The organism is Actinomyces howellii, from assembly GCF_900637165.1.
GTDB lineage: Bacteria > Actinomycetota > Actinomycetes > Actinomycetales > Actinomycetaceae > Actinomyces > Actinomyces howellii.
In genome coordinates this window covers 552694-572097 of record NZ_LR134350.1, presented here as the reverse complement: position 1 = coordinate 572097, position 19404 = coordinate 552694, and the positions used below count along the sequence as shown (strand labels likewise).

General features: G+C 72.8%; 16 protein-coding genes, 1 tRNA gene and 1 pseudogene. 12 read left to right on the top strand and 6 right to left on the bottom strand.

What is annotated here, in order from left to right; genetic code table 11:
- Positions 1-36: 36 nt before the first annotated feature.
- Together EL245_RS02440 and EL245_RS02435 are read right to left on the bottom strand one after the other, a co-directional pair.
- On the bottom strand, positions 37-1485 hold the full coding sequence (locus EL245_RS02440; RefSeq protein ID WP_408608380.1) for an AI-2E family transporter: 1449 nt from the start codon (positions 1483-1485) through the stop codon (positions 37-39).
- Positions 1482-2210, bottom strand: coding sequence for an HAD hydrolase-like protein (locus EL245_RS02435; RefSeq protein ID WP_232009840.1), 729 nt, complete (start codon positions 2208-2210; stop codon positions 1482-1484). Before EL245_RS02435 ends, EL245_RS02440 begins: the two co-directional genes overlap by 4 nt.
- Before the next feature lie 142 nt (positions 2211-2352).
- On the opposite strand from EL245_RS02435, the gene EL245_RS02430 reads away from it, so the two are divergent.
- The 8 genes and pseudogenes from EL245_RS02430 to EL245_RS02395 all read left to right on the top strand — a co-directional run.
- A complete protein-coding gene (locus EL245_RS02430; protein ID WP_126381704.1) occupies positions 2353-3243 on the top strand; it encodes a D-hexose-6-phosphate mutarotase in 891 nt (296 codons plus the stop codon).
- A gap of 209 nt (positions 3244-3452) precedes the next feature.
- Positions 3453-3540 (top strand) — tRNA-Leu (locus EL245_RS02425).
- Positions 3541-3813: 273 nt separating this feature from the next.
- Positions 3814-5052: an MFS transporter gene (locus EL245_RS02420; protein ID WP_232009839.1), complete on the top strand. Its 1239-nt coding sequence runs from the start codon at positions 3814-3816 to the stop codon at positions 5050-5052.
- A 97-nt stretch (positions 5053-5149) separates the two neighbouring features.
- A complete protein-coding gene (locus tag EL245_RS02415; RefSeq protein ID WP_126381702.1) occupies positions 5150-6313 on the top strand; it encodes a GNAT family N-acetyltransferase in 1164 nt (387 codons plus the stop codon).
- Between the two features lie 145 nt (positions 6314-6458).
- Complete coding sequence (locus EL245_RS02410) at positions 6459-8036, top strand: MFS transporter (RefSeq protein ID WP_232009838.1); 1578 nt, start codon at positions 6459-6461, stop codon at positions 8034-8036.
- The gene (locus EL245_RS02405) at positions 8033-8593 is read left to right on the top strand and encodes a TetR/AcrR family transcriptional regulator (RefSeq protein ID WP_126381700.1); all 561 of its coding nucleotides are present in this window, start codon (positions 8033-8035) and stop codon (positions 8591-8593) included. The genes EL245_RS02410 and EL245_RS02405 overlap by 4 nt, the downstream gene beginning before the upstream one ends.
- A 263-nt stretch (positions 8594-8856) precedes the next feature.
- Positions 8857-9951: an NAD(P)/FAD-dependent oxidoreductase gene (locus EL245_RS02400; protein WP_126381699.1), complete on the top strand. Its 1095-nt coding sequence runs from the start codon at positions 8857-8859 to the stop codon at positions 9949-9951.
- A gap of 139 nt (positions 9952-10090) precedes the next feature.
- Positions 10091-10432 (top strand): annotated as a pseudogene (locus EL245_RS02395) (DNA primase); the annotation flags it as partial.
- Between the two features lie 221 nt (positions 10433-10653).
- Here the strand turns inward: EL245_RS02395 and EL245_RS02390 are convergent.
- The 4 genes from EL245_RS02390 to EL245_RS02375 all read right to left on the bottom strand — a co-directional run bounded on the left by EL245_RS02390 (position 10654) and on the right by EL245_RS02375 (position 14543).
- Complete coding sequence (locus EL245_RS02390) at positions 10654-11628, bottom strand: aldo/keto reductase (protein WP_126381697.1); 975 nt, start codon at positions 11626-11628, stop codon at positions 10654-10656.
- A gap of 67 nt (positions 11629-11695) precedes the next feature.
- Positions 11696-11917 (bottom strand): sulfurtransferase TusA family protein, encoded by a 222-nt coding sequence (locus EL245_RS02385; RefSeq protein WP_126381696.1) that lies wholly within the window; start codon positions 11915-11917, stop codon positions 11696-11698.
- Positions 11918-12062: 145 nt separating this feature from the next.
- Positions 12063-13184 (bottom strand): YeeE/YedE family protein, encoded by a 1122-nt coding sequence (locus EL245_RS02380; RefSeq protein ID WP_126381695.1) that lies wholly within the window; start codon positions 13182-13184, stop codon positions 12063-12065.
- 456 nt (positions 13185-13640) lie between these two features.
- The gene (locus EL245_RS02375; RefSeq protein ID WP_232009837.1) at positions 13641-14543 is read right to left on the bottom strand and encodes a RecB family exonuclease; all 903 of its coding nucleotides are present in this window, start codon (positions 14541-14543) and stop codon (positions 13641-13643) included.
- Positions 14544-14661: 118 nt separating this feature from the next.
- Here EL245_RS02375 and EL245_RS02370 point away from each other — a divergent pair, with 118 nt between their 5' ends.
- From EL245_RS02370 to EL245_RS02355, 4 genes are all read left to right on the top strand, one after another.
- A complete protein-coding gene (locus EL245_RS02370; protein WP_126381693.1) occupies positions 14662-15750 on the top strand; it encodes a tetratricopeptide repeat protein in 1089 nt (362 codons plus the stop codon).
- 96 nt (positions 15751-15846) lie between these two features.
- Positions 15847-16953: a site-2 protease family protein gene (locus tag EL245_RS02365; protein ID WP_126381692.1), complete on the top strand. Its 1107-nt coding sequence runs from the start codon at positions 15847-15849 to the stop codon at positions 16951-16953.
- Positions 16954-17051: 98 nt separating this feature from the next.
- Positions 17052-17969 carry a tetratricopeptide repeat protein gene (locus EL245_RS02360; protein ID WP_126381691.1) on the top strand — a complete coding sequence of 306 codons (918 nt, stop codon included), beginning with the start codon at positions 17052-17054 and terminating at the stop codon, positions 17967-17969.
- A gap of 31 nt (positions 17970-18000) precedes the next feature.
- On the top strand, positions 18001-19215 hold the full coding sequence (locus EL245_RS02355; protein WP_232009836.1) for a multidrug effflux MFS transporter: 1215 nt from the start codon (positions 18001-18003) through the stop codon (positions 19213-19215).
- The last annotated feature ends 189 nt before the right edge of the window (positions 19216-19404 follow it).

Sequence of the window (19404 nt, the reverse complement as noted above, 5' to 3'; positions counted from 1 at the left end):
GCCCGGTGCGTGCGCCCCGCCGCCCCTGCCGGGGCCTCAGCCGTCCCGGGCCGGGTAGGCGGGCAGCTCTCCGACGACGGGCGCGTCCCTGACGTGAAGCTCGGAGTACACCGACCAGGCGACGCTGATGAGAGGCACCGCCACGATGGCGCCCAGCAGGCCCGCGGCGTAGGTGCCCACCGCCACACCGATGATGACGACGACCGGGTGGAGCGAGACCTGGCGCCCCATGATGAGCGGCTGAAGAATGTGCCCCTCGATCTGGCCGATCCCGGCCACGCCCAGGCACACGACGACCATCGTCACGACGCCGTCGGAGGCCAGCGCCACCATCATGGCGATGAGCATCGCGGCAGGGGCGCCGATGATCGGGATGAACGCGCCGATGAACACGAGCACCGCCAGCGGAGCGGCCAGCGGGACGCCGACGATCTGGAGGAAGACGCCGGCCATGATCCCGTCGGTCAGTGCCACGATGACCGTGCCGCGCGCGTATCCCGCGAAGGTGTACCAGCCCGCCCCGGCGGCGCGGTGCACCGACTCGCGCTGCCGGGCGGGCAGCTCGTTGAGGAACCAGCGCCACATCCTGGCGCCGGAGGCCAGGAAGAAGATCGTGGAGAACACCGCCAGCGCCAGGACGGCGAAGACGTCCACGACGGTCCCGGCATTGGACAGGACCTCGCTGGCCAGGGTCGGGGCGTTGTCCTGGACATAGCTCTGCCCCTGGGCCAGCCACGTGTCGACCTGGCCCATGAGCTGGTCCTGGGTGAGGTGGACGGGCAGGGGGCCGTTCTCGAGGAAGTCGACGATCGTGGACACGCCGTCCGAGAACTGGGCGGCCAGGGAGCTCCACTGGTTGGTCACCGAGGACACGACGTAGGCCAGCAGGCCCGCCACCAGGCCCAGGGCGGTGAGCAGGCCCAGGAAGGTCGCGGGGTAGCGCGGCATGACCCGGGCGAAGAGGTTGACCAGCGGCTGAAGGATCGAGGTGAGCACGAGGGCCATGAACACCCCGATGAACACCGGGATGATCCGGGAGGTCGCGAAGAACACGAGGCTGATGACGATGAGCAGTCCCAGCAGCAGCCAGGCGCCGACGCCGCCTCGCACGAGCCAGGAGGGCAGGGTGCTCAGCACCCCGGCCGCGGGCCGGTCCTGCGCACCGTCCTGGTCGATCGGGCCGGGGGAGGGGGCGGGCCGGTCCTCGTAGAGCATCTGCCGGGTGCGGGCCTCCAGGCGCGCCTGCTCGGCACGCTCGATCGTGCGGTCCAGGGCGTCCCGCCCCGAGCGCAGGCGACGCAGCATCCCCAGCACGGGCACCCTGAGCCCACCGGCCCGGCCAGGGTCGCCACCCCGCGCGGGAGCCGGCTCCGGTGCCGTCGTGCCCGGGCGGGCCGCGTCGGCATGATCAGAGGCAACCGCGGGCTCAAAGGCCACCGCGGCCTCCTGGGGCCCTCCGTCGGGCAGGCCGTCCGGCGCGCTCACGGCAGGGCCTCAGCGGTGAGCAGGGCGGACAGGTCGGTCGGCCGACGGGCCAGCCACCGGGCGTCGGCGAGCTCGGCGGCGTCTCCGTAGCCCCACAGCACGCCGATGCACTCCACGCCCGCCTCGCGCGCCCCGAGGGTGTCGTGGTCGCGGTCCCCGACGTGCACGACCCGGGAGGTCTCCGCCCCAGCCGCCTCGAGGCGCTCAAGGGCACGGGTGATGACGGCGCCCTTGGAACCGTCGTGGTCGGCGGGGCCCGCGCCGCTGACCACCGTGAACAGCGGGGACAGCCCCCAGTGGTCGAGGATGAGGCCTGCCAGCTCCTCGTTCTTCGAGGTGGCCAGGCCCAGGGGGACTCCCTGGTCGGCCAGGGCGTGCAGGAGGGGGGCGACGCCCTCGTAGAGCGGGGCGTCGAGCATCCGCCCGCGGTAGTGACGGCGGTAGGAGGCCAGGGCGCGCTCGGTGGCCGCGGCGTCCAGGCCGGCGTAGCCCCTGAAGGTGGCCGACAACGGCGGCCCGACGAAGCTCATGAGCGTGGCGTGGTCCGGCACCGGTACACCGAGTTCGGTCAGGACGGTGCTCAGGGACTCCAGGATGACCGGCGCCGAGTCGGTGATCGTGCCGTCCAGGTCCAGCAGCACGGCCGTGAACTGCCCGGCGGTGCCGCTTGTGCGCGCCCCGCGGCCTGGAGGGCCGCCCCCTGGGGCCGTCGTCGTGGGTGCCATCGCCTCCGCCTCACTCCCTCTTGCTGCCGCTGAGGCCCGGTCGGTTCGTCGTCGTTCGTCGTTGTTCGTCGTCGTTCGTCGTCGTGCATCTCGGTGGCCCGGTCTGCTGACGGGACGGCGCCAGCCTACTAGCGTGGAGTCCATGAGCACCGGTCCACGCACAGGCCCCGACGCCGGTTCCCTCCGGCTCCCTCGTTCGACCGCCGTGGGTCCGGGGCGGGGACGTCAGCCTCGTCTCCTTATCGACGCCCCCGCAGGCTCGTCGCAGATCTACCTCCACGGCGCGCACCTGACCTCCTGGGTGCCCCGTGGGGGCAGGGAGGTCGTCTTCACCTCCCGTCAGGCGGTCTTTGACGGCGCCACGGCGATCCGCGGTGGCGTGCCCCTGTGCCTGCCGTGGTTCACCACCGGTGTCGACGGGCTCCAGCGCCCCTCGCACGGGTGGGGGCGCCTGCGCCCGTGGGTCCTGCGCTCGGTCGAGCAGGAGCGTGACGGCTCGGTGCGCGTGCTCCTGGGCCTGGAGCACGACGGGCTGAGCCTCCTCTACGTCGTCCACGTGGGTCATGAGCTCGAGCTGACCCTGTCCCTGCGCAACACGGGGCGGGAGCCGCGTGAGATCGAGGCGGCGCTGCACACCTACCTGGCTGTCGGCGACGTCACCGCGGTGGAGGTCACCGGCCTGGAGGGCGCCACCTACTCCGACGGCGTCGAGGGGACCCGCGGCAACACCCAGGTCGGGGCGCTGCGGATCAGCGGCCCGACCGACCGGGTCTACTCCTCCCAGGGGCCGGTCACGGTCCGCGACCCCGCCGGTGGGCGCCAGATCCTCGTGACCGGGTCCAACGCCCCGAGCACCGTCGTGTGGAACCCCTGGCGCAGCGGTGCCGCCGCGATGGCGGACATGGCCGACGAGGAGTTCGCCTCGATGCTGTGCGTCGAGAGCGCCGCGGTGCGCGAGCACGCCAGGCTCCTGGGGCCGGGGGAGTCGACCACCCTGGGCACCCGCGTCGAGGTCCTGGCCCTGTCAGACTGACGCGGGCCGGCACCCGACGGGGCTACCGACGGGGCTGAGGCCCTCCAGGACGGTCCACCCCGGTCCTTGTGATGCACGGCACCGGACCTGATGTGCACCCCGCGCCGCGGGCATGCTAAGTTTCTCACCGTCCCGGCGGGCCCGCGCCTGCCGCGACAGCGACACGCAGTGGCGAGCAGTGACAAGCACTGGTCATCACCGACAACTGAGTCCGAGTGGCGGAATAGGTAGACGCGCTAGCTTGAGGTGCTAGTGCCTTATTAAACGGGCGTGGGGGTTCAAGTCCCCCCTCGGACACCGCGGCACTGAGGGCCCGGTCCAGGCACCACCTGGACCGGGCCCTCAGTCATGCTCCTGCCGGGGCAGGGCCGGCGCGGGGCCCGCCTGCGCGGTGGCTGCGGCCCGCACGGGCCGGGGCGCGGCTCCAGGATCGTCGCAACGGCTCGTCGCAACGGGTCGTCCACGAGCGCAGCGAGCCGAGCGGGCGGTCCAGGATGCTGGCGGGCCCCGATCAGGTTGAGCGCTACACTGACCGCGAACCCGCCAGACACGCACAAGGAACACAACGCTGTGACCACCGACGTCCCTCGGCGCCCACGAGCCCTCGTCAAGGCGCGCGTGGCCGTCTACCTCACCTTCCTGGCCAACGGCCTGGGCTTTGCCAACCTCGTGCCCCGCTACCCCGAGATCCTCGTGCACCTGGGCATCACGAAGGCCGAGTTCGGGCAGGCCGTCATGTTCGGATCGGTGGGCGCGCTCGTCGCCGGGCTGGCCGCCTCCTGGCTCATCACCCGCCTGACCTCCGCCCGGGTGGCCTCGGTGGGCATGATGGTCCTCGGGCTGGGCCTGGTGGGGGCGGGACTGGCTGACTCCTGGCTGGTCTTCGCCGTCTGCCTGGCCTGGGTGGGCGGCATCGACGCGATCGTCGACGTCGCGCAGAACGCCCACGGCCTGCGCGTCGAGCGCCGCTGGGGCGGGTCGATCATCACGAGCTTCCACGCCGCATGGTCCCTGGGCGCGGTGCTGGGCGCCATGATGGGACAGCTCATGGCGGGTGCCGGCGTCCCCGTCGGGCTCCACATGCTCGTCGTCCTCGTGCTCCTGTGCCTTGTCGCCGGCACGGCCCTGCCGTGGATGATTCCGGGGCCCGACTCCGCCGACCGCCAGGGCCTGGCGGAGGGCGCCGCAGCACCGCACGGGCAGGAGGCGCCCGGTGCCGACAAGGGCCCTGCCCCCTCCAGGCTCGTCACGGTCGTCGTCATCGCCGTCCTGGGGACCATGTGCGCCGCGGCCATGTTCCCCGAGGACGTGGCGGGGAGCTGGTCCTCCCTCCTCCTGGCCGAGCAGGGGGCCGCCCCGGGCATGGTCGGCATGGGGCTGGTGTGCCTCCAGGGAACGATGATCGTGGGACGGCTCCTGGGCGACACGGTCATCGACCGGCTGGGCCCCCGCAAGGTCATCGCCTGGGGAGGGGTGCTCGTCGCCGCGGGCATGACGATCGCCCTCGTCATCGGGTCCGTGCCCGGCACCCTCATCGGGATGGTCGTCGCCGGCACCGGCTGCGCGGTGGCCGTGCCGGTGGCCTACGCAGCGGCCGACGACATCCCCGGCCTGCGGCCCGGTCAGGGGCTGACGATCGTGTCCTGGCTCGCCCGGGTCATCATGCTCGTCTCCCCACCGGTCATCGGGTGGTTCGCCGACGCGCACGGCACGTGGGTCGCCCTCGTCTACGGACTGGTCGGAGGGGTCGTCCTGGCGGTCAGCTGGCCCGTTCTGCGCAGGCGAGGCCCGAGGGCCGCCTCCTCCTGAGTCGCCGCGGGGAGCGGGTGGACCGGCGCGGGCCTCGGGCAGCGCGCGGCCTCGCGGGGTCTGAGGTGGTCCTACGGCGGGTCGATAGCATGGCGGCATGGAGCCCTTCGAGATCCGAGTCCCTGCCTCCCAGCAGGACGGCGTGTGCCTGCCCGAGCTCGTCCTGTCGGTGCCCGCCGGGTCAGATGTCGAACGCATCGCCGAGATCTGCCAGGACCCGGACATCCAGGAGTGGACTCTCGTCCCTCGTCACTACACCACCCAGGACGCTGAGATCTTCGTCTCCTCGGTCGTCGCACCGGGGTGGGACAGCGGCAAGGAGCTGACCTGGGGGGTGCGGGAGGTGCGCCCGGAGGCTGGTACCCGGCTTGTCGGCATGATCGGGGTCACGCTGACAACAGGTGGTCGCGGAGAGCTCGGCTTCTGGCTCGCTCCCGAGGCCCGCGGGCGCGGCACGATCCTGCGCGCCGCCCGCGCCGTCATCGACGTCGTCTTCGACCCCAGCGGCCCCGTGGGCCTGAGCGCCCTGGGCTGGGCCTGCGACATCCACGACGGCGTCCCCAACTGGGACTCCTGGCGCGTGGCCTGGCGGCTGGGCTTCGTCAAGGAGGCACGGCGCCGTCGTTACCTCGGCAACGACGGCAGCCTGCAGGACGGCTGGGTCGGCACGCTCCTGGCTGAGGACCCCCGTGAGCCGCGTGCGCCCTGGGACGGCCCGCTGCCCGCCTCCGCCGAGCCGACGGGTCGGGGCAACGGCACCTCGCGCACCGCCGGCCGGCGCACCCCCCTGGTCGACCAGGCAGGTGTGGGCGAGCGTGAGGGGGACGACCCCGAGGCCCTCGTGCGCCAGTTCCACAAGGTCTACGGCCTGCCGGTGCGCGTCGACGGCGCGAGCCTGGATCGTGAGAGCCTCCACATGCGCATGTCTCTGGTCGCCGAGGAGTTCGCCGAGCTGACCGGTGCCGTCTACGGGCGCGCCGCCAGGCAGGAGATCGAGGCGGCCTTCAGCCGTGCGGTGTCCGCCGACGACGGCACCCGCGACACGGCCGAGGCCGCCGACGCCCTGGCCGACCTCGTCTACGTCATCTACGGGATGGCCCTGGAGACCGGCATCGACCTCGCCGCGGTGCTCACCGAGGTCCAGCGCTCCAACATGTCCAAGCTCGGCGCCGACGGGCGGCCCATCTACCGAGAGGACGGCAAGGTGCTCAAGGGCCCGGGCTACTTCCCACCCGACGTCGCCGGTGTGCTCGGGCTGTAGGGGACTGATGCCGCGGCGGGGGGTGCTCGAGGCTCCTGGGCAAGGCGGTCGGCTCCGGTGCGCAGCGGGCGCTCCCGCGTCTCCGTGTCGCGAGTCACCCGAGCCCACGCCCGTAACTGTACTGTACGTACAGTACAGTTACGGGGTGACCACGCCACCTTCACCTCCCCGCGCCCGCGACTGGGCGGCACTGGCCGTCCTCACCGTGGCGGTCCTCATCCTGACCATCGACTCCACGGTCCTGTCACTGGCGATCCCCGCCCTGTCCGCGGACCTGGCGCCCAGCGCCACCCAGCTGCTGTGGATCGGCGACATCTACTCCTTCGCCCTGGCGGGCCTGCTCGTCACGATGGGCAACGTCGCCGACCGGATCGGACGCAGGCGCCTTCTGCTCATCGGGACCGTCGGCTTCGGGCTGTCCAGCGCCCTGGCCGCCTTCGCCCCGAGCGCGGAGGCGCTCATCGCCGCCCGCGCCCTGCTGGGTGTCAGCGGAGCCACGATCATGCCCTCGACGCTGTCGCTCATCCGCAATGTCTTCCCCGACCCGCGCCACCGCCGCACCGCGATCGCGGTCTGGTCGGCGGGCACCGCCGGAGGCACGGCGCTGGGCCCCCTCGTGGGCGGCTACCTCCTCGAGCACTTCTGGTGGGGGAGCGTCTTCCTCATCAACATCCCCGTCATGCTGCTTGTCCTGGGCACCGGCCTGTTCCTCCTGCCCGAGTCTCGCAACACCGAGGGCGCGCCGGTGGACCTGGCCTCGGCCGCCCTGTCCGTGGGGGCGATCGTGCCCACGGTCTACGCCGTCAAGACGCTCGCTCACGACGGGCTGACGCCGACGGCGATCGGCGCCGCCCTCCTCGGCCTCACCCTGGGCTGGGTCTTCCTTCGCCGCCAACGCGTGCTCACCACGCCGTTGATCGACGTCACCCTGTTCCGCAACCCCGGCTTCACCTGGGCCGTCGTCTCGGCCTTCATGGCCGTGTTCAGCCTGGCGGGGCTGTTCTACTTCTTCAGCCAGTACCTCCAGCTCGTGCGCGGCTACCCCACCTTCAAGGCCGGCCTGGCCGAGCTGCCCAGCTCGGTGGCGTCGATCCTGTCGGTCGTCCTCGTGGGGTGGCTCGTCATCAGGCTCGGCCAGGGCCGGACCCTGGGGCTGTCACTCGGGACGGCTGCGGCGGGCCTGGCCGGCCTGGCGCTGGCCGAGGGGGCGCAGCGCTATGCCTACCTCGCCGCGGCGCTGGCGGTCGTCGGTGTCGGGGTGGGCGTCGCCTCGGCGGTGGCCAACGCCGCGATCCTGAGCGCGGTGCCCGCGCGCAGGGCGGGGGCGGCGTCGGCCATCTCCGAGACCGCCATCGAGCTCGGCGCGGCCATGGGCATCGCCGTGCTCGGCACCGTCCAGGACACGGGCTACCGCATGCGCCTGGGAGAGGTCGACGAGACGGTTCCAGCGGATGTCGCCGGTGCCGCCCGTGAGTCCCTGGCCACCCTGGCCGGTGTCGTCGACCGTGCCGACCCCGCCCAGGCGGTGCTCTACGACGGTGCCCGGTTGGCCTTCACCCACGCCATGCAGACGACGGCCTGCGTCGCGGCGATCATCCTCGCCGTCGCCGCGGTCATGGCCTGGCTCCGGGTCCCCGCCGGTGAGGAGCTGGGCGGCCAGGGGGAACAGGACGCGACCCGTCCCGAGGCCCGCCCGGCTCCCCAGGAGCAGGCGGTGCGATGAGGAGGTCCAACAGGGAGCGGATCGTCCTGGGCGCCCTCGAGGTGGCGGCGCGCGAGGGCTACGACCGCCTCACCTTCGAGGCCGTGGCCGAGCACACCGGGCTCACCCGCGGCGGGGTCGTCTACCACTTCCGCAACAGGGAGTCTCTCATCGAGGCCATCGCCGACCACCTCCTCGACCAGTGGACGACCGAGGCCCTCGACACCCTGGGCAAGCCCTTCGAGGCCGCCACCCGCGCTGAGCGGATCCGCGCCCTGGTGCGCTCGGTGGTCGACGGCTCGATCCTGCCCGGGGAGCTCGCCTTCATGATCTCGGGCCGGCCGGAGGCGGCCCGGCTCCTCACGGCGTGGGAGACCTTCCAAGCCGAGTGGGTCGGGGACCCCGAGACGCTCACGCCGATGCAGCGGATCGCCCTGCTCGCGGTTGACGGCTACTGGACCAGCAAGGCCTCCGGCACGACCTCGTCCCACCCGACCGACCACGAGACCCTCGAGCTCCTCATCGGGCTCGCGGTCGGGACCGGCGGTGAGCCGCAGACCCCGGCCCAGGAACGGTGACGGCCTCGGGTGGGGGCGCCTGGCGTGCCGAGGGGCGAGGTCGTGGCACGATGGCGCCATGGCCGCGACCGCTCCCACGGGGAGTCCCCACGCCCCACGGTCCTCCCGGGAGCTCACCGGGGTGACCCCCGGATCACCCCTGTCCTGAGATGGGACGGCCTCACCTGACCGGCGGGCCGGGGCGGGCCCCGGCACCGATGACAACAGACAGCCGTGTGCCGCCGCCCCGGCGCCGACCCACCCCGAACCGGAAGGACGCACAGATGACGCGAGTGACCATTGTTGGCGGAGGCTACGGGGGCATCACCCTGGCCAAGGCCCTCGACGAGATCGCCGAGGTCACCCTCGTCGAGCAGAAGGACAGCTTCGTCAACCACGCCGCAGCGCTGCGCGCCGCAGTGGACGCGCAGTGGGCTGAGAAGATCTTCATGCCCTACGACCGTCTGCTCTCGCGCGGTCGCGTCGTCCAGGGCACCGTCCTGGGCGTGTCGGGCACGACGGTCCAGGTCTCGGGCGCGGGCGCCATCGAGGCCGACCAGCTCGTCCTGGCCACGGGAACCGCCTACCCCTTCCCCGCCAAGCACCTCGACTCCTCCTCGGTGGTGGCCAGGGCGCGCATCGAACGGACCCGGGCCAACCTCGAGCAGGCCACCCGGGTGCTCGTGGCCGGCGCCGGGGACGTGGGCATCGAGCTCGTCGGCGAGATCACCTCGGCCTTCCCGCAGATCGCGGTCACCCTTGTGGAGGCCGGGGCGGAGATCCTGCCGGCCAGGGACTACGAGCCCTCGCTGCGTGAGGCCATCGCCTCCCAGCTGGCCGAGCGCGGCGTCGAGGTCATCACCGGCGACAAGCTCGCCTCCCTGCCTCCGGTCGACCCCGGGGTGCTCTCACCCTTCCGCGTCATGACCAAGGGCGGGCGCCGCATCGAGGCCGACATGTGGTTCCGCGCCTACGGCGCCTCGGCCGCCACCGGCTTCCTGGGTGCCGACTACGACGAGATCCGCCGCTACGACGGCACGATCCGCGTCGACGAGCACCTGCGGGTCGTCGGCCACCCCGGCGTGTGGGCCATCGGCGACATCACCGACGTGCGAGAGACCAAGCGGGCCGACGCCGCCCGGGCCCACGCCGAGGTCGTGGCCGCCAACATCTCCTCCCTCATCGCAGGACAGGAGCCCACCGCCACCTACACCCCGCTGCCCGAGCACGTCGTCCTGCCCCTGGGGCCCGACGGCGGCGCCTCCCAGGTCCTGCGCGACGGCCGCCGGGTGGTCCTGGGACCCGAGGAGACCTCCCGGTTCAAGGGCGAGGACCTCTACCTGGGGTACATCTCCTCCCAGCTCGGCCTGGGGGACTGACAGGCAGACGGCCGGGCCTCCCGGCGGCCGGGCCCTCGACGAGGGCGTACGGGCACGGGTCCGGTAGGCGTCCTGACGGCGCACGCCCTCGAGTACGAGGCGTGCGCCGTCAGGACGGGAAGCCGGTAGTGTGTCCCACATGACGAACGACCCGCGGTCCGCGCTCAACCGACTCATCGCCGCCCTCGAGGCGCACCTGGACGCAGCCGCCACCGGTGACGAGCTCTCACCGGCGGTCGTCGCCGCAGAGACCTCGCTGCAGGACGCCTTCTTCACCTACGACGACGCCCTGTTCACCGCATACGGGATCGAGCTGCCCCTCGACATCGTCGACTCCGAGGGCGAGGAGGACGACTTCGACGACTTCGATGACGAGGACGATGACGAGGACGACGACGAGGATGACGACGTCGACTTCGACGATGACGATGACGAGTACGACAGCGACGTCGACGATGATGACGACGATGACGACGATGACGACGATGATGACGATGAGGACGTCGACGACGAGTACGACCGCGACGAGGACGGCGGTGCCTCCTACCGGCGGTCCTGAGCGGTGGTCGGGCCCGGGACGGTAGCGGGGGAGCGGTCGGCGCCGGTGCTCAGCGGGACCGGCAGCATGTCTGCCATGACCGGCATGGCGGTCATGGCAGACATGGACGCAGACACGGACGCAGACACGGACTGAGGCTTGTCCTAGAAGCGTTCCGGGTAGCCGAGGTCAGGGGCTGTCACCTCGTCGAGTGCGCGGCGGATCTGGACGGGCAGGACGAGGTCGTCGGCGGCCAGCACGCCGTGCAGCTGGCTGGGGGTCCGTGCGCCGACGACCGTCGAGGCGACGCCCGCGGCGTCGCGGGCCCAGGCCATCGCTACCTCGACCGGTTTGCGGTCCAGGCCGACCGCGGCGGTAGCCACGGCCTCGACCACGCCCGCGTGGCGCTCACCGAGGTAGGGGGCGACGTAGGAGCGCAGGTGAGGTGAGGCTCCGCGCGAGTCCGGCGGGGTCGAGGCGCGGTACTTGCCGGTGAGGACCCCGCGGCCCAGGGGGGCGAAGCCGATGACACCGAAGCCCAGCACGCTGGAGGCGGGCAGGACCTCCCGCTCGATGCCGCGGGAGAGCAGCGAGTGCTCGACCTCGACGGCGGCCAGCCCTGGGCCGTGTCCGTGGAGCAGGCAGGCGGCGTGCGCGGTGGCCCAGGCGGGGTGGTTGGACAGGCCGACATAGCGGGTCCTGCCCGAGTCGACCGCCCGGCGCAGGGCGTCGACGGTCTCCTCCATCGGCGTCGTGGGGTCGGGGACCTGGACGAGCCACAGGTCGAGGTGGTCGGTCCCCAGCCGGGTCAGCGAGTCGTCGAGGGTGTCCAGGAGCGTGCCCCGTGAGGCGTCGGCGGCCGTGGCGCGGGTGCCTGTGCGCCAGGTGCGCACCCCCGCCTTGGACACCAGGACGATGTCGCGACGGTCGACGTGCTCGGCCAGGAGCGCGCCGATGACCTCCTCGCTCGCCCCCTCGCAGTAGGAGGCGGCCGTGTCCACGAGGGTGCCTCCGGCGTCGAGGAAGATCTCGAGCTGCTCCTTGGCCTCGAGGGCGTCGGTGTCCCGCCCCCAGGTCATCGTGCCCAGGCCGACGGCTGAGACGCGCAGACCGGTTGCGCCGAGCCTCCTGTGTTCCATGGGCCAACCGTAGGCGCACGGGGTGGGTGCGCGCGACGGCACGCCCGCCCGGGTGGTCTCGTGCGCGCTACTTGCGCACGGTGATCGACCAGGAGGCGTTGCCGGTCCGGGTGAACTCGGTGACGGTGTAGCCGTTGTCGGCGGCCCAGGCGGGCAGCGACTGGGTCCCCTGGGTGCAGTCGAAGCCGATGACGAGCTCATCGCCCTTGCTCAGCCCGGCCATCGCCTCCTCGGCCTCGATGACGGGGAAGGGGCACACAAGGCCCTCGGTCTCGAGCACGGTGCGCATGTCGGGTACCTCCTTGGTGGTGACAGACAGAGACAGACAGAGACAGACAGAAGACGGAACAGGGTGGGGTGGTGGGGACGGGAGACACGTGGTCACGCACGGTGGCGGCCGGTCGCGGTGGCCGGAGCCATGCCCGGTGAGGCGCTCACAGCGGTGCGGGCACGCGGGCGGGCTCGGCCTCGTCCTGGGGCCTCGACGCGGCGGCCCGGCTCAACGCCTCCTCACGGGCCAGCCTGCGTGCGCGCCGTGGCCGGATGAGGGTGAGGTAGGCGCTCAGGCCGACCCCGAGCACCTGGAAGACAAGGGCGATCCAGCCCTGCCAGGACAGCAGGGAGGTCTGCACGAGGGCGTTGCCGATCGAGCACCCTCCTGCCCAGGCCGCGCCGATGCCCATGAGCAGGCCGCCGCCCACGGAGCGGTTGATGACGGTGGCTGACGGCACCCGCACCCGGAACTCTCCCGAGGCTCGGGCTGAGGCGTAGGAGCCCAGGACGATGCCCACGATGAGCAGGACGCCCCAGTCGAGGCGGTTGGTGTCCCCGGTGACGATGAAGCCCAGCAGGTTGGAGGTCGGTGCCGTGATGCCCAGGCCGTCGTGGCGACCGGTCGCCCAGGACGCGGGCCAGGCGATGACGGCCACGACGCCCACGAGGGCGCCGGTGACCAGGGGGTTCCAGGCCCGCTCGAACAGGAGGTGGGCCGCTCCTGAGCGCTGTGCGGGCAGCTGGATCCCGACCGGGTGCTGTGCCGCGTGGCGCATCTGCCGGCGTACGAGGAGGACCGTGGCTGCGAGCAGGAGGACGACTCCGGTCCACTCCGGCGCCCCGACCGTGGCCGGGACGGTTGTCAGCCCCGTGGCCCACAGGCCCTGGACCCAGGTGGTCACCGGGGCCAGGAAACCGGTCTTGGAGGCCGATGCCGCCAGGGCGTAGGCGACGAGTGCCAGCCAGGAGCCGACGAGTCCCTCGCCGGCACGGTAGTAGGTTCCGGTGGCGCACCCTCCGGCCAGGACGATGCCGACGCCGAAAACGAAGGAGCCGACGACGACGGCGACCACGGACAGCGGAGGGATCTCGGGGGCGATGACGTCGAGCGCCGTGAGGGCGCCGACACCGACCGCCTGGACGGCGACGGCCACGAGGAGGGCCGTGAACCAGCGCCAGGAGCGGGAGACCCACAGGTCCCGGAAGGCGCCGGTGATGCAGAAGCGTCCACGTTGGAGGATGAGGCCGAGGACTGCGCCCACGGCCAGGCCGGTGATGATCATGAGTGGTCCTTGTCCGGCCGCGACAGCGGCCCGCCAGGGGCCCGGGTGAGTCGACCGCGGCGGTGCGCCGCCGGTCAGGGTGCACACGCGCGTCTCACCCGACGCCCGCAGGATGATGGGGACGGGGTGGTCGCCTGGTCGGGTGGGGCGCCGTGTCCTGGCGGCCCCGGGGGTGCGTGAGGAGCTGTCGTGAGTCCGCGGTGCCCTCAGAACCCTCCGACCAGGCCGCACGTACAGCACCGCGTCCCGCACATGGCGTGGCCGACGGCGGAGCGGACCTGGGGGTTCATGAGGTTCCTTCGGATCAGGCTGCGGCAGCTCGTGTCCCTGCACCGGGCTGCCCGGAGGGTCTGCGCCAGGGGCGCCGACCTGCTGGGCAAGATAGTCCGGATGCCGCCGTCGTGTCCACCACCGCCCACGACCGGAGACGCCGTGGGTCCCGACCGGGGCCGGCCGTCATGCGCCCGGCCTGCGCCGGGCGGTGAGCAACCGTGCCACCCCCTGCTCGGGCAGCTCCGGTGTCGTGCCGCCGAACACGGGGCAGTGGGCGTGGTGGGCGCACCAGTCGCACAGTCGTGAGCGCCGCGGGGTGAACCGTCCCGAGACGGCGCAGTCCTCGACCTCCTCCCACAGGTGGGCCAGTCGGGTCTCAGTGGCATCCAGCTCGGCCGGGCGCGGGTCGTGGGTCAGGGTGCGGCCGTCCTTGAGGTAGAGCAGCTGGAGGCGGGCGGGAGCACGTCCCCGCAGGCGCCGCAGCACCAGGGCGTAGAAGCGCATCTGGAACAGCGCCTCCTCGATGAAGCGGGGCCCGGGAGACCGGCCGGTCTTGTAGTCCACGACCCGCATCGCTCCGTCGGGGGCCACGTCCAGCCTGTCGACGAAGCCGCGCAGGAGCAGCCCCTGCGAGCTCTCCGCCTCAACGAGGAGCTCACGCTCGGCAGGCTCCAGACGGCGCGGGTTCTCCATCCGGAAGTAGGTGGAGATGAGGCCGCGGGCCTCAGCCAGCCACCGGTCGACCTCGCCCTGGTCGCCGAACAGGTCCATGACGCCGGGGTCGGCCGCGCGGTGGGCCTCCCACCGCGCCGGGAGCATCGCCAGGGCCGAGGCCTCGGTCCGCTCAGCGGCAGGCAGGTCGAAGAGGTCCTCGAGCACCGAGTGGACGAGGGTGCCCTTGTGCGTGGCCAGGGAGCCGGGCTCGGGCAGCCTGTCGACGGTGCGCAGACGGAACAGCAGGGGGCACTGCATGAAGTCCTTGGCCCGTGACGGCGAGAGAGCGGCCCGGCGCCCCCCGGTGCGGCCGGCCGTGTCCGAGGCGTCCTGGCCCGGACCGGTCGCGGTGCTCCTCAGGGTGTCGCTCACGGGCACGAACCTACCGTGCCCGGCCGGTGCCCGGCACCGGTGCGGTCGCGGGGCCTGGTCGTGCAGGTTCCCTCCTGCGGCCCGGGAGCCGTGTGCGCGGGGCCGGTACCATGCGCTCATGAAGGACGCTCCAGGCTCCGCCACCGGCGGGCAGGACCGGTGCACCGTCGGTGCGCCCGGTCCGCTCGACGGACAGGCCGCCCCCGGTGACGAGGTCTTGTCGCGCGCCGGGACCGCCCGCTGTGAGCTCGAGGTGCTGGCCCTGCTCGCCGAGTCGGGAGTGCCGGCCCGCTGGCTGCTGCGCCTGGACGGAGCGGACAGGGCGGACGGAGCGGACGGAGCGGACGAGGCCGACGGCGGGGACGAGGGCCCGGGGGCACTGCGCGGTGCCCTGGCCGTTCTCGTGGCTGACGGGGTGTGCTCGCTGTCCGCGGACGGGGCGACGGTCAGGGTCGAGGACGGGGCCGCCGTCCGGGCCGGTATGGACGACCAGGCGGTGGAGGCTGCTGCGGACCGGGCGGCTCGCCTCCTGGGCGGGGTCCGCCTCGACCGCGTGCGCGACCCGCGGCACTGGCGCCGTGAGGTCGAGGACCTCGTCGGCCAGCTTCAGGCGCTTGCCGTCCAGAGCTACTCCCGCCGGGTCCTGGGCCGTGAGCAGGGGGCCGCGGCACTCGCTCACGCCGCCAGGCTCGCCCCGTCGCCGGTGACCCTCACCCTGACCGAGGCCGTCGACGTGCTCGTCGAGCAGATGGGGCAGGGGCACGCCCACGTCCTGACGGCACGCAACAGCCTGGCCGCGGCCCTGCGCGCCACGGGCGAGGCGTCCCGGGCGGTTCCCCTGTTCGAGCAGGTGCTTGAGGGCACGGTCGCCCTCGTCGGCACCGACCACCCCCTGACCCTGACGGCGCGCAACAACCTCGCGGGGGCCGTGCGGGACGCCGGTGAGCCCGACCGGGCAGCGCTCCTGTACGAGGAGGTCGTCCGGGACGCCGAGCGGGTGCTCGGTCCCACCCACCCCGACACGCTGTCCGCTCGGAACAACCTCGCCTACGCCCACGAGTGCGCCGGCCGGCTGGGGCAGGCCGTGAGCGAGCTCGAGACGCTCGTTGACGAGGCGGTCCGCCGGCTCGGCGAGCAGCACCCCTACGTCCCGTCCTTCAGGCGCAACCTTGAGCGCGTGCGCGCCGCCCGGGGTGAGGAGGGCTGAGCGAGGTGGGTCGGGCGGGCCGAGGCGGCTGCGGGACCGCTGGCGCCGGGCAGGGCGATGAGCGTCGGGCCCGACCGGTCGCGTAGGCTCCGGCTCATGCCGTCAGCCACCGCACCCGAGGGATGGGTCCTGGGCCGGGTCGGCGGAGCTCCCGTCGTCGTCGCCCCGACCTCGCTGCTGCTCGGCGCCCTCATCGCCGCCAGCTGGTACCCGCTCGTGTCCTCCGCCCTGACCGGCTTCGGGATCCTCACGGTCCTGGGCGTGGTCGGCCTGACCGTGGCGGGAGTCGCGGTGAGCGTGACCCTCCACGAGCTGGCGCACGGCATGGCCGGCACGGCGCTGGGCCGCCGGCCCGTGCGCTACGAGCTCTACCTGTGGGGCGGACGGACCAGCTTCGGCCCTTCCCGGTCGTGGCGGCCGTGGAAGGACGTGCTCACCTCGCTGTCGGGTCCTGCCACGAACCTGGTGCTGTGGGCCCTGGGCCGGTGGGCCCTGGGCTCCGGGGTCGTCGAGACGGTGCCTGCCTACGTCGCCGTGTGGGCACTGACCTGGGTCAACCTGGCCCTGGCCGCCTTCAACGCCCTGCCCTGCCTGCCCCTGGACGGAGGGCACGCCCTGGCGGCGCTCGTCGAGCAGGTGACCGGGCGCCCCCGTCTGGGCCGGCAGGTCGCCGCTGTCGGGGGCCTGGCGGTCCTGGCACTCATCGCCTGGCGCTGGCTGCTGTGGCCGCTTGTCGTCCAGGGCACGAGGCCGGGGTCCTTCCAGCTCGTCCTGGCCGTCATGGTCGGCTGGCCCATCGCCGCCACCTCCTGGAGGGTCCTGGGGCTTGGGCGCGGGGGCCGGGCCGCATCCCGGGTCGACCTGCGCGAGCTGGCGCAGGCGGTGGCGGTGCTGCCCGCCGCCGCGCCGCTCGAGCAGGTCCGGGCCCGCCTGGCCGAGGGCGCGGCTCTCGTCATCGTCCTCGACGGCTCACGGGTGCTGGGCACGGTCGACGACCAGGACCTGTCCCGGCTCGACCCGCCCCCGGGCGCTAAGGTGACCGCAGGCCAGACGTGCACCGTCCTGCCGGCCGTGGCCGTCACCTCCCAGACGGGTGGACCAGGTGCGGTCTCGGCGCTTGCACGCGCGCGCGAGGTCTCCCGGTGGCTCGTCGTCATCGATGAGGGGACCATTGTCGGAGCGGTCCCCACCGGGGCGCGCTGAGCACCGCCCGCCGCCGTCCGGAGCCGTCGGACGCTGCTCAGGACACGGATGGGCTCCGCTGGTAGCATGACCTGGTTTTGTCAGAAGGAGGTGGGTCCGTGTCCGTCGAGCGCGTCCCGTGGGACGTCGTCGAGCACGCCAGGCACGTTGAGGAGTGCGTGCGCCTGTACGGCTCCGAGCACCCCGACACCCTGACCGCCAGGCACCACCTCGCCCGGGCCTACGAGACCGTGGGGGAGACGGGGCGCGCCATCGAGCAGTACACGAGCCTGCTGGCTGACGCGGACCGCGTCCTGGGGCGCGAGCACCCCCTGTCCGCGCTGTCCTGCTCCCGCCTGGCCCGGGCGCGGGCCTGCGCGGGCGACGTCGCCGGTGCCGTGCCCTTCTACGAGCGTGCCCTGGCCGCCACGCAAGGTCTTCCCGAGGACGACCCCGATGTCGCCGCGAGCCTGACCAACCTCGCAGCCGCCTACCAGGGATGCGGCCAGGCGGTGCAGGCCGTCCCGTTGTTCGAGCGGGCGCTGGCCGTGCGCCGACGGGCTCGTGGTCACGACACCTCGATGGTCCTGGCCGCCGCGAACAACCTCGCCCTGGCCTACACGGCGGTCGGTGAGCCCACCAGGGCGCTGCCCCTGCTCGAGGAGGCGCTCGCCACCGCGGAGGCCGTCCTGGGCTCGCGGGACCTGCTCACCCTGCGGATCCGCATCAACCTGGCGAGCTCGCACCGCACCTGCGGCGACGTCCAGCGGGCCGTCGCCCTGAGCGAGCAGACGCTGGCGGACGTCGAGCACGAGCGCGGCCCCGCCCACCCTGACGTGCTCGCCCTGCGCCACCACCTCGCACAGGCCTGCCACGCCGCCGGGCAGACCGGCAGAGCCCGTGTCCTGCTCGAGCAGGTCCTCGACGAGGCCGACCGCTCGGGGGCCGGGAGCGACCCCGCGGTGCGTTCGGCGGTCGAGGCGGCCTGCGCCCAGCTCGACAGCCTGCCTGATGAACCCGTCTCGATGGCGGGCTGACACGATGAGCCGGACATCATCGGGACGGGACATGATCCCCGTCGCGCTCCTGGCGGCGCTCGCCGTGCAGAACGCCGTGCCGCCCTTCGCCACCGACATGTACTCGCCCGCCTTCCCCCGGGTCGCCCAGGACCTGGCGACGAGCTCGACGGCGGTGGGACTGACCCTGACCGCGTTCTTCGTGGGCATGGGGCTGGGTCAGGTCATCGGCGGGACGAGCTCGGACCAGCGGGGTCGCCGGCTGCCCATCATCGTGGGAGGGGCGGTGTGCACCCTCGGCGGTGTCGTGTGCGCCACCGCGCCGGGCATCGAGGTGCTCATGGTCGGTCGGGTCCTCCAGGGGCTGGGCGGAGGCGCCGCGGCCGTCGTCGGGAGGGCCGTGCTCGTCGACGTCGCCCGCGGCAACCAGCTGGCCCGCACGATGTCGATCCTCATGGCCGTGGGCGCCCTGGCCCCCATGATCGCGCCGGTGGCCGGGGGAGCGGTGCTGTCGGTGGCAACGTGGCGGTCCATCTTCTGGTGCCTGACGGGCTTCGGGCTGTTCATGATGGCCATGGCGGCCGCCCTCGTCCCCGAGACCCTTCCGGTCGAGGACCGCAGGGGAGGCGGGCTGCGCCGTTTCGCCGCGAGCTTCGCCATGCTCGTCACCCGTTCGCGCTTCGTGGGCTACATGCTCACCTCTGCCTTCTCAGGCTTCGCCATGTTCGCCTACATCTCCGCCTCCTCCTTCGTCCTCCAGGAGATCAAGGGCATGAGCACCATGCAGTACTCGGTGTTCTTCGCCTGCACCGCGGGCAGCAACATGCTCATGGCGATCCTCAACTCCCGGCTCGTCGGACGCTTCCAGCCGCGCCGGCTCATCGGTGCGGGCCTGACCATCTCGGCCACCGGCATCACCCTCGTGACGACGAGCGTCCTGGCGCTCGGCCTGCCCCTGGTGCCCCTGTGCGCGGGCTTCGTGCTCACGATGGCGGCCCAGGGACTCGTGTTCGGCAACGCCAGCGCCCTGGCGCTCACGGAGGTCAGGAGCACCGCCGGGGCGGCCAGCGCCCTGCTGGGGCTGGCTCAGGCGACCGCGATGGGTGTCTCCGCCCCGCTGGCCAGCTCCGGTGGGGGATCGAGCGCCCTGCCGATGGTCGCCGTCATGCTCGTGGGCATCGTCGGCGCCTGGTGCGCCTACCTGCTCGTGGGCCGCACCCAGCCCCCGAGATCGGGAGATATGACACCTCGAGATCGGGAGAAGTGACACCTCGAGATCGGGGGACATGGGGTGGTTTCAGGTGGTGAGTGCAATGGGTGGTGCTTGGGAGAGGGGCTGGTTGTGGTGCGTGGGGTGTGGCCTGGTGTGGTTCGCGATGGTGTGCGGGAGCTGATCGAGTCGGGTTGGTTGGCTCGCGAGGCGGGGGCTTGTTTCTCGGTGCCTCAGTCCACGGTG